Origin of the sequence: Mesorhizobium sp. M0626 (assembly GCF_040320665.1) — a bacterium.
Taxonomy (GTDB): Bacteria; Pseudomonadota; Alphaproteobacteria; order Rhizobiales; family Rhizobiaceae; genus Mesorhizobium.
In genome coordinates this window covers 1-16,328 of record NZ_JAMYQD010000029.1, presented here as the reverse complement: position 1 = coordinate 16,328, position 16,328 = coordinate 1, and the positions used below count along the sequence as shown (strand labels likewise).

Sequence of the window (16,328 nt, the reverse complement as noted above, 5' to 3'; positions counted from 1 at the left end):
GACTGTCAATTCACCCGTAGCCGTTGCCTTACGTTCAAGCTGAGGGCGATTGCGGCAAACACCAACATGATCAGCATTCCGTTAATGCGCCGCCCCGCGGCGGAGATGAAGGCTTGGCCGGAGATCGGCACCCGCACGTCGATGGCGCCACGTGCATCGACCGCCAATGCGTCGACGATGCGTCCCCGCGTATCGACAACGGCGGAAATGCCGTTGTTGGCGGCGCGCAACAGCGGCAATCCGTTTTCCACCGCGCGAATCTGAGCCTGCCTGAAATGCTGGTACGGCCCGGGCGTGTCGCCGAACCATGCGTCGTTGGTGACGTTCACAATAAGCTGGGATGACGTTGCGTCAACAGCCACAAGATCAGGAAAGATCACCTCGTAGCAAATAAACGGCAAGGCGCTGATGCCGCCGGGCAAAGCGATCGGATGGCGTTCGTTGCCGGCGGCGAAATTCATCGGCCCGGCGACGAGTTGTCCGATGCCGAAGCGGCTGAGCAGACCGGAAAACGGCAGATACTCGCCGAACGGCACCAGATGGACCTTGTCGACGGCATCAGCGATTTCGCCCTTGTCATCGATCGCCACCACCGAATTGTAGTAGCGGCTGTCGGCATCCGCCCCCGATCCGCGCTCCTCGCGCACGACGCCGGCAATCAGCATCTGACCAGGCTGCAGCATGTCGCCGAGCGCGGTCAGCGCGTCCGGACGCTCGGTGAACAGGAACGGTACCGAGGTCTCCGGCCACAGGATAAGTTGCGGTTTGTCATGACCGGGATCGGGCGCTGCGGCCGACAGGCCCATCATCGTGGCGAAGATGCGGTCGCGCACCGAGGCGTCCCATTTTTCGCTGAGGTCGACATCCGGTTGCACGATACGGACATCGAGAGTGCGGGTTGTCGGCTTGTCGGGGGTCGCGATCCTGACATAGCCGAAGCCGGCATGGGCGGCGACGAGAATGGCAAGCAGGACCACACCGAGACGGACATGCCGGCGTGCTGCAAGCAAGGCCGGCATGGCGAAGACAAAGACCGCCAGCGCGTTCATGCCGACCATGCCGGTCACCGACACGCTTTGCATCAACAGCGGCACGGGCATCGCCGCATAACCGACGGCATTCCAGGGAAAGCCGGTGAACAGGAAGCCGCGCAGCCATTCCGTCAGGCCAAAAGCAAAGGCAAGGGCGGCAATGCGGCCAATGTCGTTGGTCCATAACAGCCGCGCGACGACGGTGGCGAAGCCGTAGAAAAATGCCAGCGCCAAAGGAATGCCGACGACCGCGAAGGGTAAGGCCCAGGCGAAACTGTCGGCCTCGACCAGAAGCGCCTCACCGATCCACCACAGGCCGGCGAGGAAATAGCCGAAGCCGAACCACCAGCCAATGGCAAAGGCCGGCCGCAGGCGCCTGAGCCAGCCGTCGGAAGCCTCGCCGGTGGCGCCGTCGAGCAGCCAGACCAGCAGTGGAAACGAGACGAAACAGACGGCGAAGAAATCGTATGGCGCTTGGGCGAGCACCGCCAGCGCCCCGGCAAGAAACGCCACCAGCGCGCGCCGCCAGCCCCAAAGCAGAATTATCCGGCCGGCAAGGCGCTCCATACAGACTTCCCAGGTCGCGCGAATCAAGAGCCAAGATTTATCAGATTTATTGAAACGCGAACCGGCCGATCGCTGCGCTATCGGTGCCATCCCTCAATGGTTAGCCCGCTCAGTTGCTCGGCCTCCTCGCGCGGCACGGTGCGCAAGGTCTGGGTGAAGGTCCAGACATGGCCTTCGGGGTCGCGTGCCCGATACTGCCGTTCGCCGTAGAAATGGGCGGCAGGCTCCTCGACGATTTGGGCTCCAGCCGCCATTGCCCGCTCACAATGCACGTCCAGGCCGTCTTTCAGACGCACACAGACCGACTGAGTGTTCTTGCCGCCGACGCTTACCGGACTGGCAATATGATCGGCCCATTCGGAATCGACGATGATGTAGCCGTCGCCAAAACGCATTTCGGCATGGACCAGCCGTCCGTCGGCGTCGCTGACCACCATGCTCGGCTCGAAGCCGAAGGCCGTTTCGAGCCATTTCAATGCGGCTCCGGGTCCTTGTAGAACACACCCGAGCCAAAGGTTGAGTGCTTGAAGGGATCGTCGATCGTCATCGGCCGGGCGACGTTCTGTCCTAGGCCTGCTCGGTGCGGGGGGCGGTCACGCGGCGGCGACGCTCGCCCTTCTGGTTCTGGACGATGCGCACCCGCTTGACGCGGCGCGGATCGGCGTCGAGCACGTGGAATTCGAAGCCGGGGATGGCTTGCACAACCTCACCACGCGCGGGCACGCGACCGAGCGTGTTGAAAATCATGCCGCCGATCGTGTCGACATATTCACCATGCTCACCGGCGGTAAAGTCCTCGCCGATCATCTTGGCGACCTCGTCGATCTCGGCCTTGCCGTCGACGACGAATACGCCCTCGCCGGTCTGGGTGATCAGCGGCTCGTCCTCGTCATGCTCGTCCTCGATATCGCCGACGACCATCTCGACGATGTCTTCCAGCGAGGCGAGACCATCGGTGCCGCCATATTCGTCGATGACCAGCGCCATCTGGGTTCGCGTCGTCTGCATATGGCCCATCAGGTCGGAGGCAAGCATCGATGGCGGCACGAAAAGCACCGGGCGGATCAGATTGAGGTCGCCGATGGTGCGGCCGAGATCGACCTGGGCGAGGTCGAGAAGCGTCGTTGCCGGCGTCTTCCTGGATGTTCTGCCCTTCTTGACGCGGGCAACCTTGGTGATGTGGGCCAGCACGTCGCGGATGTGAACCATGCCGCGCGGATCGTCGAGCGTCTCGGAATAGACCGGCATGCGGGAATGGCCGGACTGCTCGAACAGACCGAGCAGATCGCCCAACGTCGTGGTGATCTCGACGGCCTCAATATCGGCGCGCGGCACCATGACGTCCTCGACGCGTACCTCGCGCAGGCGCAATATGTTGTTGAGCATGGCGCGTTCGCCAGGCGAGAAAGACCCGGCATCGCTGGTCGTTTCGGCAAGCGCGCCGGCGATTTCCTCGCGCAGGCTGGTGCCGTTCCGCTGCCTGAAAAGGCCCAAGACGCGGTCGAACAGGGACGGACCGGCAGGCGATGGCTCGCTGGCAATGCTACCAGAAGCAGGGCTGCCGGAACTGGGACTCGGACTCGATCCCTCTTCCGTCGTATCGGAAGGCTTTGTCGCACTGCCAGCCTCGGGGCGGGCGGCAGTTTCTGGTTTGTCGTTCATCGTCGTCCGGTCAATTGGTCTTTTGTCATTACGTGTAGGGATCGGGAATGGCAAGCCTTGCGAGCGCCGAGCGCTCGATGGCTTCCATCTCCTCGGCCTCTGCATCGGTCTCGTGATCGTAGCCCAGCAAATGCAGCAGGCCGTGGACGACGAGATGGGTGATATGGTTCTCGAAGGGCTTGTCTTCCAGGGCGGCTTCGCGCGCCACCGTCTCGGCGGCGAGCACGATGTCACCCAGCATGGGCGGCAGCTTGCCACCCCTGGGGAACGGAAAAGCCGGGAAAGACAAGACGTTGGTCGCCTTGTCCTTGCCGCGCCAGCCGGCATTGAGGGTACGGATATGGGCATCGTTGGAAAAGACGATGCTGAGTTCGGAAGGACCGGCAGCAGCGGTTTCGGCAAAGGCAGCCGACACGGCGCGATCGACCAGACGCGTCAGCGCCGCCTCATCGGGCCAGTCGCCGGCCTCGACCGACATATCGATCTCGACGGGAACCGAACTGTCCCCGCCGCCAGGTCTTATGTCTTCAGGCATGAGCCCGCATCGTCACATCAGCTCTCGGCGCCGAGGCCGCGTGCCAGCTTGGCGTCGCGGTCATAGGCCCTGACGATTTCGGCCACCAGCGGGTGGCGCACAACGTCGACATCGTTGAAGCGCACGGTTACCGCGCCGGCCACGCCGTCAAGGACACGCAAGGCTTCGACGAGGCCCGACTTGGTGCTTGGAGGCAGATCGATCTGCGTCGGATCGCCGGTGACGATCATGCGCGAATTCTCGCCGAGGCGGGTCAAAAACATCTTCATCTGCATCGGCGTGGTGTTCTGCGCCTCGTCGAGGATGACGGCGGCATGCGCCAGCGTGCGGCCGCGCATGAAGGCCAGCGGCGCGATTTCGATGACCTCGGCAGCGATAGCACGTTCGACCTTGTCGGCCGGCATCATGTCGTAGAGCGCGTCATAGAGGGGCCGCAGGTACGGATCGACCTTTTCCTTCATATCGCCGGGCAGAAAACCCAGCCGCTCGCCGGCCTCGACCGCTGGGCGTGACAGGATGATGCGCTCGACCATGCCGCGTTCGAGCAGCATCGCCGCATGCGCCACCGCCAGATAGGTCTTGCCGGTGCCGGCGGGGCCAATGCCGAAGACAAGTTCCGAACGCTCCAGCGCCCGCATATAGGCGTCCTGGTTGAGCGAACGGGCATAGATCGTCTTCTTGCGGGTGGAGATCTGGGCGGCCGAAACCTTGCCCTTGCGTTCCAGCGTCGGCAGCGTCAGCTGGTCGTCGGCGGCAATCGCCATGCGCACGGCGCCATCGACGTCGGACTGGCCAATATCGGTGCCCTTCTGGAGAATGCCGTAGAGATTGTCGAGCGCGCGGCGCGCCTGCTCGGCCGCCGAGGCCGAGCCCTTGATGGTGAGCTGGTTGCCGCGCGAGCGGATGTCGACGCCGAGCTTCTGCTCGAGCCGGGCCAGGTTCTCGTCGAACTGGCCGTACAGGGCGCTGGCAAGCTTGTTGTTGTCGAAAGTCAGAACGATGTGCGCCATGTCAGAGGCCCCGGACGTCTGGTTCTGGGGCAGAGTCTTCACTTCAGCAGCGCTCAACCGTCTCTCCTCATCTGCCGAGGCCATCAAGCCAACTCGGCGAACAGGCTATTGTAGCCCGTCTTCGTGATTCGCACCCGGATAATGTCACCGATTTCGCCGGCCTTTTCATCAACAATAACCGGCTGCAGCCAGGGCGAGCGGCCGACCTTCTGGCCGGCCTGACGGCCGGGCTTCTCGATCAGCGTGTCGATGGTGCTGCCGACCAGGCCCAGGCCGAAATCCTGCTGCTGCTTGAGCAACAATGCCTGCAGCTGTTGCAAACGTTCATCCTTGACCGCTTCCGGCACGTGATCGGGCATATCGGCGCCCGGCGTGCCGGGACGCGGCGAATATTTGAACGAGAAGGCCGAGGCGTAGTTCACCTGGCGCACCAGACCCATCGTCGCCTCGAAATCCGCCTCGGTTTCGCCGGGGAAGCCGACGATGAAGTCACCGGACAGCGCGATGTCGCCGCGCGCAGCGCGGATGCGCTCGAGCAGCGCCAGATAGTCCTTGGCCGTGTGCCTGCGGTTCATCGCCTTGAGGATGCGGTCTGACCCGGATTGCACCGGCAGGTGCAGATAAGGCATCAAAGCCGGGAGATCGCGATGGGCAGCGATCAATTCGTCGTCCATGTCGCGCGGATGGCTGGTGGTGTAGCGCAGCCGCGCCAGGCCAGGAATTTCGGCCAGCCGGAACAGCAGGCGACCAAGCCCCCATTCCATGCCATCCTCACCCTTGCCGTGCCATGCATTGACGTTCTGCCCCAGCAGCGTCACCTCGCGCACACCGGCATCGGCCAGCCGCTCGGCTTCGGCGACGATCTGCGCCACCGGCCGCGACACTTCCGAGCCCCTGGTATAGGGCACGACGCAGAAGGTGCAGAATTTGTCGCAGCCTTCCTGTACCGTGAGGAAGGCGGTGACGCCGCGCTTGATCATTTCGGCACGCTTCGGCTGCGGCAGATGCTCGAACTTGTCCTCGATGGCGTATTCGGTCTCGACGATCTTTTCGCCGCCACGCACCCGGGCCAGCACATCGGGCAGCCGGTGATAGGTCTGCGGGCCGATGACCAGATCGACAGCAGGCGAACGGCGGATGATTTCCGGGCCTTCGGCCTGCGCGACGCAACCGGCGACGCCGATCAGCATTTCGCGCCCAACTGCTGCGCGTTCAGCCTTCATGTCGCGGATGCGGCCGAGCTCAGAATAGACCTTTTCCGCCGCCTTCTCCCTGATATGGCAGGTGTTGAGCAGCACCAGGTCGGCGTCGGCGATGACATCGGTCGCGGTGTAGCCGTCGGCGGCCAGCGCATCGGTCATGCGCTGTGAGTCATAGACATTCATCTGGCAGCCATAGGTCTTGACGAAGACCTTTTTGGCCGGGGCGGACGCCGCAGCAGCGCTTTGCGAGGCGCTGTCGGTTTCGTTCCGCTCTATCGTGTTCAAATCCATCCGGCGGCTTCTAACGCCTTTCCGTGACAAAAAACAGACGATTCTCGGGCATCGGCCTGTAGGCGCTCGGCCTGCGCTAGCGGCTCGGTCGGGGATCGGCGAGCGCGGCCTGCATCATGGCGCGCACCTTGCTTTCCATCATCCTCGACGTTTCCTTGCGGTTCGAGCCCTTGGAAAAGGCGATGGGCTCGCCGAAATGCACCTCGACGTCAATGGCGCCTTCGGCCATCAGCACCTTGAGATGCGGCATCAGGTCCTGATCGCCGATCCAGGCAGCGAGCGGCCGGTGGCGACGGCCGAGAGGCACGCCGTGCACCCGCGTGTAGGCAATCGCCAGCGGCTGGATGAAGACCTGCTCGGCCGCGCCTTCCGAAATCGCCATCGAGGCGGCGCCGAACAAGGTGCTCTTGAACGGCAGGATGGTGTTGCCGTCGCCGGTAGAGCCCTCGGCAAATAGCACCATAGCGTCGCCCTTGGCCATGCGGCTGGCGATCTCGCTGGCCTGGTCGCCAGCTGTCCGCTTACGCTCGCGTTCGATGAAGACCGTACGCTGCAATTTCGACAGCCAGCCGATCAGCGGCCATCCCTCCATGTCCGCCCGAGCGATGAAGGTCACATCGGCAAAGGAGCCCAGCACCATGATGTCGGTCCAGGAGATATGGTTCGAGGCGACCAGCAGCGGGCGCTGGCTGGACAGCGCACCTTTGACATGGATGCGCAGGCCGAGCGTCCGGACGATGAGGCTGTGCCAGGCCTTCAGAATGACCGTCTCGCGCCAGATTCCAGTCTTCATCGACAGCAGCTGCAAAGGCACAAGGACCAGCGAACCGATGACAACGAGGCTCAGCGCCAGGAAAATCCTGATTTTTCCGATCATGCAGCTTGGCCCTGCCCCAAAACTTTGGCTAGCGAAGATCGCGGCGCATGACAAGCGCGCCGGTAGGACCATGTTCGGTCGAGCGGTAATAATTGGCGCGGTGCCCGACCTGGCGGAAGCCCAGCCGCCGGTAGAGGGCGATGGCAGCGACATTGGTCTCGTCGACCTCAAGGAACAGCGCCTCGGCGCGCTGCGCATGCAATTCGCGCAGTACGGCGTCCATCAATTGCCAGCCGAGCCCCTGGCGGCGATGCGAGCGCGCCACCGCCACGGTCAGAATCTCGCCCTCGCCGGCTGCAAGCCTGGCCAGCACGAAGCCGACCGGCGGCTTGGCGCCTTGGCCGATTTCGCGCGCGGCATAGCCGAACACGGTTTCCTGTTCGAGCAACGCGGCGAACTCGCCATCGGTCCAGGGCCGGACGAAATCCTCGCGGTGCAGCACCGACGCTGCCGGGCTGTCGGCGATGGTCAGCGGCTCGAGCGCATAGTCCCTGCGGCGCGGCTGGAGGAAAGGGATGCGCATCACTTTTCCTGCCTCAACAGGATGAACCCGGCCTGCGCCTTGGCATCGGCGCCGCGCAGATAGAGTGGCTTCGGCTTGTCGCCCTCGCCTTTTGCAGCGGCGAGCCGGGCGTAGACGGCAATGTCGGCGGTGGCAGCCGTCGGGCCGATATCGAAATCGCGACCGGCCGCGGCTGCGATCTGCACGGCGGCCGTGCCGGCAAGCACCGGACGATTGTCCGCCGCCATTCCCGCGGCTTGCGCAAGTGTGGTCACCGCCGGACCATAGCGCAAAATCGCTTCCGCATCGTAAAGCGCGGCATGGATTTCCTCGCGGCCGGCATCGAGAGCGGCCAGGACCGGGCGGCCGGGAAATGCCGCCCTCGCCTCGGCCGCCAGCGCCTCCAGTGTCGTTACCCCGATCGCCGGGATCTTCAGCGCCAGCGCCAGGCCGCGCGCCGCCGAGACGCCCACCCGCAGGCCGGTGAAGGAACCCGGACCGATGGAAACCGCAACGGCGCCAAGGCCGGCATAATCGGTGCCGTCCGCTTTCAGCGCTTCGTCAATGACAGCCATCAGGTGTTCGGCATGGCCTTTGCCGAGATCGAGTACCGAGCGGCCAAGTTCTCTGCCGCCCGATGCGTCATAGACGCAAGCGGCGCAGAGATTGGCGGCACAGTCGATGGCGAGCAGTTTCATGGGCGACCGGTTCGAAAAACAGTCTCCCTCTGCCCGCCACGGCGCGCCGCCGCAAGAGCCAGCGCGTAAATTGTTAAGTGGCTTCGCTTCGGTGCAGGCCGGACGGCTTACGCCGCCGGCGCGATGCGCAGCATGTGGTTGTCCCAGACATAGTCGGGCTCGGAGCGCGTCGCGCCGCTGCCTTCGATGATTTCGCCAGCACCCGTGGTTGCCATGAAGCCCGGGCCGTCGGGCGCCAGGCCGCAGACCTCGACCAGCGCCTTGGTGGCGACGATCTTGCCGCTGGCGGCGTCGATGACGGCCAGCGAATTGCCTTCCGGCGAAGACACCGCGACCGTGCCGGCAATCGGGTTGGCGGCGACCGAGCCGATGTAATTCCGGAAGCCGGATAGCACGTCCTGCGGCATGTCGAGCAGCTGCAGCCCCTTGCCGCGCGTGGCGCGGCCGACCAGCGGTGGCCGCTCGGTGCCCGGCCCGCGGTACTGGCAGCCGAACCAGATGGTGCCTGTGGGGTCGGCATCCATGTGGCGAATCGACAGCTGGTGCAGAGCCGGCGGCAGTTCGTGCTTTTCGATGAGATCGCCGGTTGTGCGATCGACCAGCACATAGGACGGCTTCATGGTGGCGATGTTGAGCTCGGCGCGGCCATAGTCGGGATGGGTCTCGATGCCGCCATTGGCGATGGCGATCGTCCGGCCGTCTCCGAGCAGCAAGAGCTCATGCGGCCCCATGCCATAGGTCGGAAACTCGCCGATGCGGCTGAACTTGGCCCGTGCGTCGTAGATCCCGACGACGCCGGCGGCATTGTCGAAATTGTTTTCGGTGGCGTAAAGCAGCGCGCCGTCGGTGGAAAACACACCGTGGCCGAAGAAATGCCGACCGGTGATGCTGGCGATGGTCAGCGGCGGCTCGCGGCCGGCATGGTCGAAGACCACGGCGAAGGTGCCGGGTTGCCGGGCGAAGACCACGGAGCGCTTTGAGGCCGGATCGAAGGTGACGTCGTGGCCACGGTCGGGCAGGTCGATCGCATGCAATACTTTTCCGGCTTCCGACAACACAGCGGCGCCAAAGCTGCCGTCGCGCTTGCCGAAGGCGGTGGCAAAGACGGCATCGGCGGCAAGCGTGTCCGCCCAGGCCCGCGGCGCCATTGACGCGACGAAGCCGGCGCCGGCAGCCCTGAGAAAATCGCGGCGGTCGATCAGCGGCGTCCTCATGATCAGTCTCCGTCGAGCGAGGAGAAGCCGGCGGTCAGGCCGAACTCGGCGGTCAGCCTGGTTCCGATCAGGCCCGACAGGCTGGAGGTGATCAGCGCGAAATGCTCGAGTTTTCCGCGCTCCGCGGGATCGGCCAGCGTCTTGTCGATCGGACCCTGGATGGATTTGGCAGTGGCAACGCCATTGATGAGCTGGATATGGATGGATTCCGCCATCCATCTGCTATCCTCGGGCAGCGCGTCGCCGAGCTTCGAGGCCTGGAACAGCGCATCAATGCCGGAGAGGTTGCCGGCTAATGACAGGCCGGTGTTTTGCGACCGCCAGTAGATCGCCTGCCTTGGCTTGTCAGCCTCCGGCTTGGCGCCGAAAAAACCTTTGAGGCGCACGTCGCGGACCATTTCCAGCTCGTTGATGAAGACGCCGACCAGTTCGGTCACCGCTTCGGTGCCGTCGCGGTAAAGCGCATTGTCGGGTCCGGGATTAGCCCACGAGGCTGCAAAACCGTCCGGTTTTTTCCAGGCCGCGTCGACATCGGCCGCCATGGTCTCGATGTTCTTGGCGACTGCCGCGCCATAGGCGCAGCGATAGGGCTCGTCCTTGCCGACGAGCGTCTCGGCGCCGTCGCCGTAAAGCACGAACTCAAGCGCCCCTAATCCCTGCATCGCGACACTCTTGCCCGCCAGCTGCGCCGGATCGGTGGCGGTCGGATCCTTGCCGGCCAGCGCCGCCTGCACCTGCTTCAGGCCGATGCTCTTTCGGTCCGGCCAGTAGAGCATGCGCTCCAGCCGGTTGTTCTCCTTGATTGGCCCGAAGCCGATGATTTCAGCCGACGACCAAGCTGCGACCGTGGCCGAGAATCCGGCATGCGCGGCATCGAGGTTGCCCTGCGACGGCGCCTGGCAGAGCGCGTCCATGGCCTTCGCCAAGGTGCCGGCATGGCCATGCAGGCTGGCATAGGCGGGGCGGACAAAGCCGTCGATCGCTCTTTGGATCACGTCGGAGGCTTTCACCGAGGCCGATGCCGGGGACGCACCGAACAGAGCCAATGGGAGGAGGAGAACAGGCAAAACCCGCTTGAGCATCAGAATGACTCCAGGAATTTGATGAGAGCATCGCGGTCGGCCGTATTGGCGGCGGCAAAGCGATCGCGCGCCTTCTGCCCCTCGCCGCCATGCCACAGGATCGCTTCGGTAAGCGTGCGCGCACGCCCGTCATGCAGGAAGAAAGCGTTGCCGTTGACGGTCTTTGTCAGGCCGATGCCCCATAGCGGCGGGGTGCGCCATTCACTGCCCGTGGCATCGCCCACCGCCTGGCCGTCGGCAAGGCCAGGCCCCATGTCGTGCAGCAGAAAGTCGGAATAGGGCCAGATCAGTTGGAACGCCTGCGCCTTGTTCCCGCGCATGGTGACGAATTTCGGCGTATGGCAGGCAATGCAGCCCATCTCGTAGAACAGCTTCTTGCCGGCGAGCACGGCGGGTGCGCCGACATCGCGCCGCGCCGGCACCGCAAGGTTCTGTGAATAGAAGGTGACGAGGTCCATCACCGGTGGTGGCGCCTCGACCGGGCCGAGCCGCTTCTGCACGCCATTGGGCATGGCTAAGCAGGCCTCTTCGGCTGCGGTGCAATCGCCCCAGTGACTGGGCTCTTCCGGCGTCGAAATGCCGATGTCGCCGGCAAAGGCGTCCGCCGCCTGCTGGCGGATCGACGCGGTCTGGGCCTTCCAACCGAAGCGGCCAAGCGTCAGTTGCCCACTGCTGAGGTCACGCACCATGTTGGGCTTGCCGGAAATGCCGTCGCGGTCGTCGGGATCGGCATGGGCAAGGAGGTCGGCCGGCGCGATCTGCTCGATCAGGCCAAGGCCGATCATTGGCGGCGTCAGGCGCGGCGACAGCGTGGTGCGCGGGTCAAGCGGGCCGTAGCCAAGCCCGTCGACCGAATAGCTCGGCTTGCGCAGCCAAACCAGGCTGCCGTCGCCGAGCGTGACCTTTTCCTCGCGATAGTCGACATACATGCGGCCTTCGCCCTTGAGGCCGGGCACCGCCAGTCCCTGCAACTGCGCGCCGTAGACCGGATCGGGGAAGTTCAGCACCTTGTGCGCGGCGATCTCGGTCTTTTCCTCGGCCGTGCTCGCATCGCGCGCTAGCCGCAGGAACATCGACGTGGTGCGGCTGTCGGCGGCCGGCGGGCGGCCGCGGCCATCCTTCAAATGGCAATTCTGGCAGGCGCGCTCGTTGAACAGGGGTCCGAGACCGTCCGAGGCCTGGGTCGAGGATGGCGACGACACCCAGTTCTTGCGGAAAAGCGCATTGCCGAGCTTGAAATTGCCCTGTTCCTCGAAGGTAATGTTTTCAGAGGGTTGCGAGAAGGCGTCGCGGTCGACCTGCTTGCGCGACGTGCCGGCGCCGCCTTGCATCGTTTCGAAGGATTCGGGCTTGGAGAAATCCTGGGTTGGCCTGGTAACTGCAAGGACGCGGGCCTGGTCCTTCGGCGTCAGGTCGGTGCGGCTCGTGGCGAGGCCGACCGGTTCCGACGATCCGGCCAGGGCCGGGGCCAAAATTGCCGCCAGGGTTACAACCGAAAGCCCGCGAAAGGCCTGATATCGCGGGTTTTTGAGGAGCAGCGGGCCGGCGGCCCGCCGCAAGCGGCGCAGAATATCTATGGGGCGCCGCATTCCTGCATGGTCCTATTCCGCCTCGTCCGCCGATGCGGCGTTGAGCTGGCCGTATTTTTCCTCGCCGATCGAGGCAAGGAGGTCGAGCTGCGTCTCGAGGAAGTCGATGTGACCTTCCTCATCCGCCAGCAATTCCTCGAACAGCTTCATCGTCACGTAGTCGCCGGCTTCGTTGCAGATCTCGCGCGAACGCTTGTAGGCGGTGCGTGCGTCATATTCGCCGGCGAGATCGGATTCGAGCACTTCCTTGACGTTCTGGCCGATGCGCAACGGCGCCACGGACTGCAAATTGGGATGCCCTTCGAGGAAGATGATACGGGCCACCAGCCGGTCGGCATGGTGCATCTCCTCGATCGATTCGGCGCGTTCCTTCTTTGCCAGCTTGGCATATCCCCAATCTTCGAGCAGGCGGAAATGCACCCAGTATTGATTGACGGCGCCAAGCTCCAGGAACAGAGCCTCGTTAAGCCGCTCGATGATCTGCGGTTCGCCTTTCATGGATTCTGCTCCCATATTGGACGCGCAGGCCTCTGACGCGATCCAGGTGTGAAACGATGTCCACGCCGCTCGCCTCCGAACGGGTGTGGTAATTTTCGGTGACCCGAATGATCGTTTCGACCACATTTGGGAAGCAGCCGCAACAGCGACCGCGCTTTTGCATCGTGTGATAGACCTTCGCCGGCACGATCAGTTGCCAGGGGTCCTGATCCAGCAGATCGACGATCGTCTGCTCAATCTCCTTTTCGGTGATGATGTTGCAATGGCAGATCAGCATGGATTGGCTCTGGCTGACGGCGCCCCTCCGCGCCGTTTGGCTGGTAGTTGGTTGGGGTGCTACTTGAACACCTTGTCCGGTGCGTCGAGGCTGTCGGACCCCTCGAAGGCTATGTTGTTCAGGTTCAGCGCGCCGACGGCGCGTTCGATCGACTTGGTCTGGTCGACCAGCGCGTCGATTGCCGCCTGCACGGTAGCATTGCCTTCGGTGTTGCCCTCGGCGATCTGCTGGTCGTAGGCCTCGCCGGCCACTTCCCGCGCCTTGATCGCCTCCATCTTGGCGACCGAGACATCGAGCTTGTCGGACAGTTCCTTGTCGATCGCCGGATCGGCCGCCTTGACCATATCGTGCACCGACGGGCCTGAAACGACGGTGCCGTCGATGCGCGTGTAGCTGGCGAGATAGGCGGCGCGGATGCCGATGGCGTCATAGAGATGCGAGTTGTAGGTATTATCCGAGAAGCAGTCGTGCTCCTCTTCGGGATCGTGCAGCAGCAGGCCGAGTTTCATGCGCTCCCCGGCCAGTTCGCCGTAGGACAGCGAGCCCATGCCGTTGAAGATCACCGAGATAGCGGTGTTCGGCTGGCCATCGACGAGGTTCTTGCGGGCGGCGCCGTCTTCCTTCCAGTTGCCGACCATCTCCTGCAGGTCGGAGACCAGAAGATCGCTGGCCGACTTCAGATACTCGGCCCGGCGATCGCAATTGCCGCCGGTGCAGTTCTTGAGGTCGTAGTCGGTGTACGGACGCTCGCCGGCGCCCGGGCCGGTGCCGTGCAAATCCTGGCCCCAGAGCAGGAATTCGATGGCGTGATAACCGGTGGCGACATTGGCCTCGATGCCGCCGGCCTCCTGCAGCGTGCCGGCGAGGAACTCCGGCGAAAGCTTCGAGGCGTCGACCTTCTTGCCGTCGATCTCGATGTCCTTGTTGGCGATGACATTGGCGGTGTAGAGCGCGTTGGCGTCGGACTCGGTGCCGTAGCTCTTGGCGACGTAGTCGATCAGGCCTTCGTCGAGCGGCCAGGAGTTCACCTTGCCTTCCCAGTCGTCGACGATCTTGTTGCCGAAGCGGTAGACCTCGGTCTGCTGGTAGGGCACGCGCGACGCCTTCCAGGCATCGCGGGCGGCATTCAGCGTGTCCGCCGACGGGTTGGCAAGCAGCGCGTCGACAGCCTTGTCGAGCGCCTGCGCCGTGGTCAGCGAATCCTCGTACTTGGCCAGCGCGATGTCGGAATAGGTCTTGATGACCGCCTTGGCATCGATCTCCGCCGCCTTGGCCGGCAGGATGAAAACCGCCGCCGTCAACATAGCCGTGGCACCGATCGCAGCCAGTCTGCCGCCATATCGCGCTGTCATCATCAGTCTCCAGTTCAAAGGGGATTCGGTAAAAGGCGCGCGTGCCAAACGGTGCCGGGACATAGGCATGCCGTAGGACACCACAGATGCCGCGCCGCTCTGCGGCTCACGGGAGAAAGACACCAAATGCCTCCAATCGAACGGGTTCAAGGCCCAAACATCAAAGGGATGCGCTGACGCGCGAGCCTCCATAAAACGATGGCGAGGCCGGAAGTCAACTGGTGAACCCTAGAAAATTCAATTGAAACAACAGTTTAGAATTATTCTAAACTAGCACTATCAACTTTAAATCGTAGCCAGCAGCCAAGGTGAGAGACGCCGCGATTGACAAGCGACCGTTCCGGGTGCGACCCGGACCGGGGCTCTTGCGACGGCGGCAGACAATCGCCATCTGGCGGAACGGCTCACAATCAAAGCATGATGTCGTCCGAAAACCGCTTCACACTTTTCGGCATCATGCTCCAGATTTGAAACAGGAATTCGGGTTGCGATGAAGAACGGGGTCGTCATTGTCGGTGCGGGTCATGCGGGCGTGCAAGCGGCCGCCAGCCTGCGCGAGGAAGGCTATGACGGGCCTGTCATACTGATCGGCGACGAAACCGATCTGCCCTATCACAAGCCGCCGCTGTCGAAGACCTTCATCAAGGACGCCGATGCCAAGCCGCAACCCTTGCGCGGCGAGGCCTTTTACACCGGCAGCGCCATCGACTTCAGGCCGGGCGTCCGAATCGACAGCATCGATACGGCAGGCCGCAAGCTGGACATAGCGGGCGGCGGCGTGCTGCCGTTCGACCGGCTCATCCTGGCCACCGGTTCGCGGCCGCGGCTTCTGCCGCTGCCGGGCGCCGACCTCTCGGGCGTGCTGTCGCTGCGCTCGATCGCCGATGCGCGGCTGATCCGCGCGCTCAGCGCCCAAAGCGAAGACGTGGTCATCCTCGGCGGCGGCTTCATCGGGCTGGAGATCGCGGCAACGCTGAGGGCCGCCGGCCGCAACGTCACCCTGGTCGAGGCTGTCGACCGGCTGCTTGGCCGCGCCGTGGCGCCGGTGGTGGCGAGCCATGTCCGCCAACGGCTGGAGGCGATCGGCGTGCGTATCCTCACCGGCACCACCATTGCCAGGCTGGAAGGGGAAAACGGCCATGTCTGCGCTGCCATCACCTCCACCGGCGAAAGGCTGCCCGCGCGCATGGTCATCGTCGGCATCGGCGCCGTGCCGAATGTCGAACTTGCGCAGGCTGCCGGACTGACTGTCGCCAATGGCATCCGCGTCGACCAACAGATGCGCACCTCAGTGCCTGATATTCTGGCCATCGGCGACGCCGCTTCCTACCGCCACTGGTCGACCGGCGGCGACGTGCGGCTGGAATCGGTGCAGAACGCCACCGACCAGGCGCGGCTTGCCGCACGCACGATCACCGGCCATACGGACGCCTATGCGGCGGTGCCGTGGTTCTGGTCTGACATCGGCGACATGAAACTGCAGATGGTCGGGCTGACCTCGGGCGGCGACAGCCATGTCGTGCTGGGCGACCTCGCTGAGAACAAGTTCTCGATCTACCACTATGCTGGAAGCCGGCTGCTCGGCATCGAATCCGTCAACAGGCCGGGCGACCATATGCTGGGCCGCAAGATGCTCGGGGCCGGGTTTTCGCCGATGGCGCAGACTGTTGCGGAAGGGCCTGATGGGCTGAAGGCGGCGCTGGCCGCGTTCCAGCAGGATGAGCCGGCACGGGCTGCGGGCTAGACACACTTACCCTCCCCCTTGTGGGGAGGGTCGCTGCGAAGCAGCGGGGTGGGGGTCGGCGCGAGGCCCCCCACCCGGACCTGCGGTCCGACCTCCCCACCAGGGCATAGGCGCTAAGATAGGTATTGCCCTGCGGAATCGGGTGTGATTCTACACTGCGATGACACACGAATCGCTTGTTGATGACGGCTGGGCCG

General features: G+C 64.0%; 15 protein-coding genes and 1 pseudogene. 1 reads left to right on the top strand and 15 read right to left on the bottom strand.

Going from position 1 to position 16,328, the window contains the following annotated elements; genetic code table 11:
• Nucleotides 1-5: 5 nt before the first annotated feature.
• From lnt to NKI37_RS28700, 15 genes and pseudogenes are all read right to left on the bottom strand, one after another.
• Complete coding sequence (gene lnt / locus NKI37_RS28770; protein ID WP_352790456.1) at nucleotides 6-1,598, bottom strand: apolipoprotein N-acyltransferase; 1,593 nt, start codon at nucleotides 1,596-1,598, stop codon at nucleotides 6-8.
• A gap of 77 nt (nucleotides 1,599-1,675) precedes the next feature.
• Nucleotides 1,676-2,145 (bottom strand): annotated as a pseudogene (locus tag NKI37_RS28765) (VOC family protein).
• A 20-nt stretch (nucleotides 2,146-2,165) separates the two neighbouring features.
• Nucleotides 2,166-3,260 carry a hemolysin family protein gene (locus NKI37_RS28760; RefSeq protein WP_023682011.1) on the bottom strand — a complete coding sequence of 365 codons (1,095 nt, stop codon included), beginning with the start codon at nucleotides 3,258-3,260 and terminating at the stop codon, nucleotides 2,166-2,168.
• A gap of 28 nt (nucleotides 3,261-3,288) precedes the next feature.
• Entirely contained in the window at nucleotides 3,289-3,795 is a 507-nt protein-coding gene (ybeY, locus tag NKI37_RS28755) for an rRNA maturation RNase YbeY (protein WP_023711440.1), read from the bottom strand.
• 17 nt (nucleotides 3,796-3,812) lie between these two features.
• Complete coding sequence (locus tag NKI37_RS28750) at nucleotides 3,813-4,805, bottom strand: PhoH family protein (protein ID WP_027049340.1); 993 nt, start codon at nucleotides 4,803-4,805, stop codon at nucleotides 3,813-3,815.
• A gap of 83 nt (nucleotides 4,806-4,888) precedes the next feature.
• Complete coding sequence (miaB, locus tag NKI37_RS28745; protein ID WP_023669544.1) at nucleotides 4,889-6,298, bottom strand: tRNA (N6-isopentenyl adenosine(37)-C2)-methylthiotransferase MiaB; 1,410 nt, start codon at nucleotides 6,296-6,298, stop codon at nucleotides 4,889-4,891.
• A 76-nt stretch (nucleotides 6,299-6,374) separates the two neighbouring features.
• Entirely contained in the window at nucleotides 6,375-7,175 is an 801-nt protein-coding gene (gene olsA, locus NKI37_RS28740) for a lyso-ornithine lipid O-acyltransferase (RefSeq protein ID WP_023669543.1), read from the bottom strand.
• A 28-nt stretch (nucleotides 7,176-7,203) separates the two neighbouring features.
• Nucleotides 7,204-7,698 (bottom strand): ribosomal protein S18-alanine N-acetyltransferase, encoded by a 495-nt coding sequence (gene rimI / locus NKI37_RS28735; protein ID WP_023669542.1) that lies wholly within the window; start codon nucleotides 7,696-7,698, stop codon nucleotides 7,204-7,206.
• Nucleotides 7,698-8,375, bottom strand: a complete 678-nt coding sequence (tsaB, locus tag NKI37_RS28730; RefSeq protein WP_023669541.1) for a tRNA (adenosine(37)-N6)-threonylcarbamoyltransferase complex dimerization subunit type 1 TsaB — start codon at nucleotides 8,373-8,375, stop codon at nucleotides 7,698-7,700. Before tsaB ends, rimI begins: the two co-directional genes overlap by 1 nt.
• 107 nt (nucleotides 8,376-8,482) lie before the next feature.
• Nucleotides 8,483-9,589, bottom strand: coding sequence for a DUF1513 domain-containing protein (locus NKI37_RS28725; protein ID WP_023692588.1), 1,107 nt, complete (start codon nucleotides 9,587-9,589; stop codon nucleotides 8,483-8,485).
• A 2-nt stretch (nucleotides 9,590-9,591) separates the two neighbouring features.
• Nucleotides 9,592-10,671 carry an imelysin family protein gene (locus NKI37_RS28720; RefSeq protein WP_023692589.1) on the bottom strand — a complete coding sequence of 360 codons (1,080 nt, stop codon included), beginning with the start codon at nucleotides 10,669-10,671 and terminating at the stop codon, nucleotides 9,592-9,594.
• Nucleotides 10,671-12,260, bottom strand: coding sequence for a di-heme oxidoreductase family protein (locus tag NKI37_RS28715; protein ID WP_352790452.1), 1,590 nt, complete (start codon nucleotides 12,258-12,260; stop codon nucleotides 10,671-10,673). The genes NKI37_RS28720 and NKI37_RS28715 overlap by 1 nt, the downstream gene beginning before the upstream one ends.
• Nucleotides 12,261-12,272: 12 nt before the next feature.
• Nucleotides 12,273-12,758: a bacterioferritin gene (gene bfr / locus NKI37_RS28710; protein WP_023669537.1), complete on the bottom strand. Its 486-nt coding sequence runs from the start codon at nucleotides 12,756-12,758 to the stop codon at nucleotides 12,273-12,275.
• Nucleotides 12,724-13,035, bottom strand: coding sequence for a (2Fe-2S)-binding protein (locus NKI37_RS28705; RefSeq protein ID WP_023669536.1), 312 nt, complete (start codon nucleotides 13,033-13,035; stop codon nucleotides 12,724-12,726). The genes bfr and NKI37_RS28705 overlap by 35 nt, the downstream gene beginning before the upstream one ends.
• A gap of 59 nt (nucleotides 13,036-13,094) precedes the next feature.
• Nucleotides 13,095-14,387: an imelysin family protein gene (locus tag NKI37_RS28700; RefSeq protein WP_023692591.1), complete on the bottom strand. Its 1,293-nt coding sequence runs from the start codon at nucleotides 14,385-14,387 to the stop codon at nucleotides 13,095-13,097.
• Nucleotides 14,388-14,877: 490 nt separating this feature from the next.
• Between NKI37_RS28700 and NKI37_RS28695 the strand changes: the two genes are divergently transcribed.
• Complete coding sequence (locus NKI37_RS28695; protein WP_352790450.1) at nucleotides 14,878-16,131, top strand: NAD(P)/FAD-dependent oxidoreductase; 1,254 nt, start codon at nucleotides 14,878-14,880, stop codon at nucleotides 16,129-16,131.
• The last annotated feature ends 197 nt before the right edge of the window (nucleotides 16,132-16,328 follow it).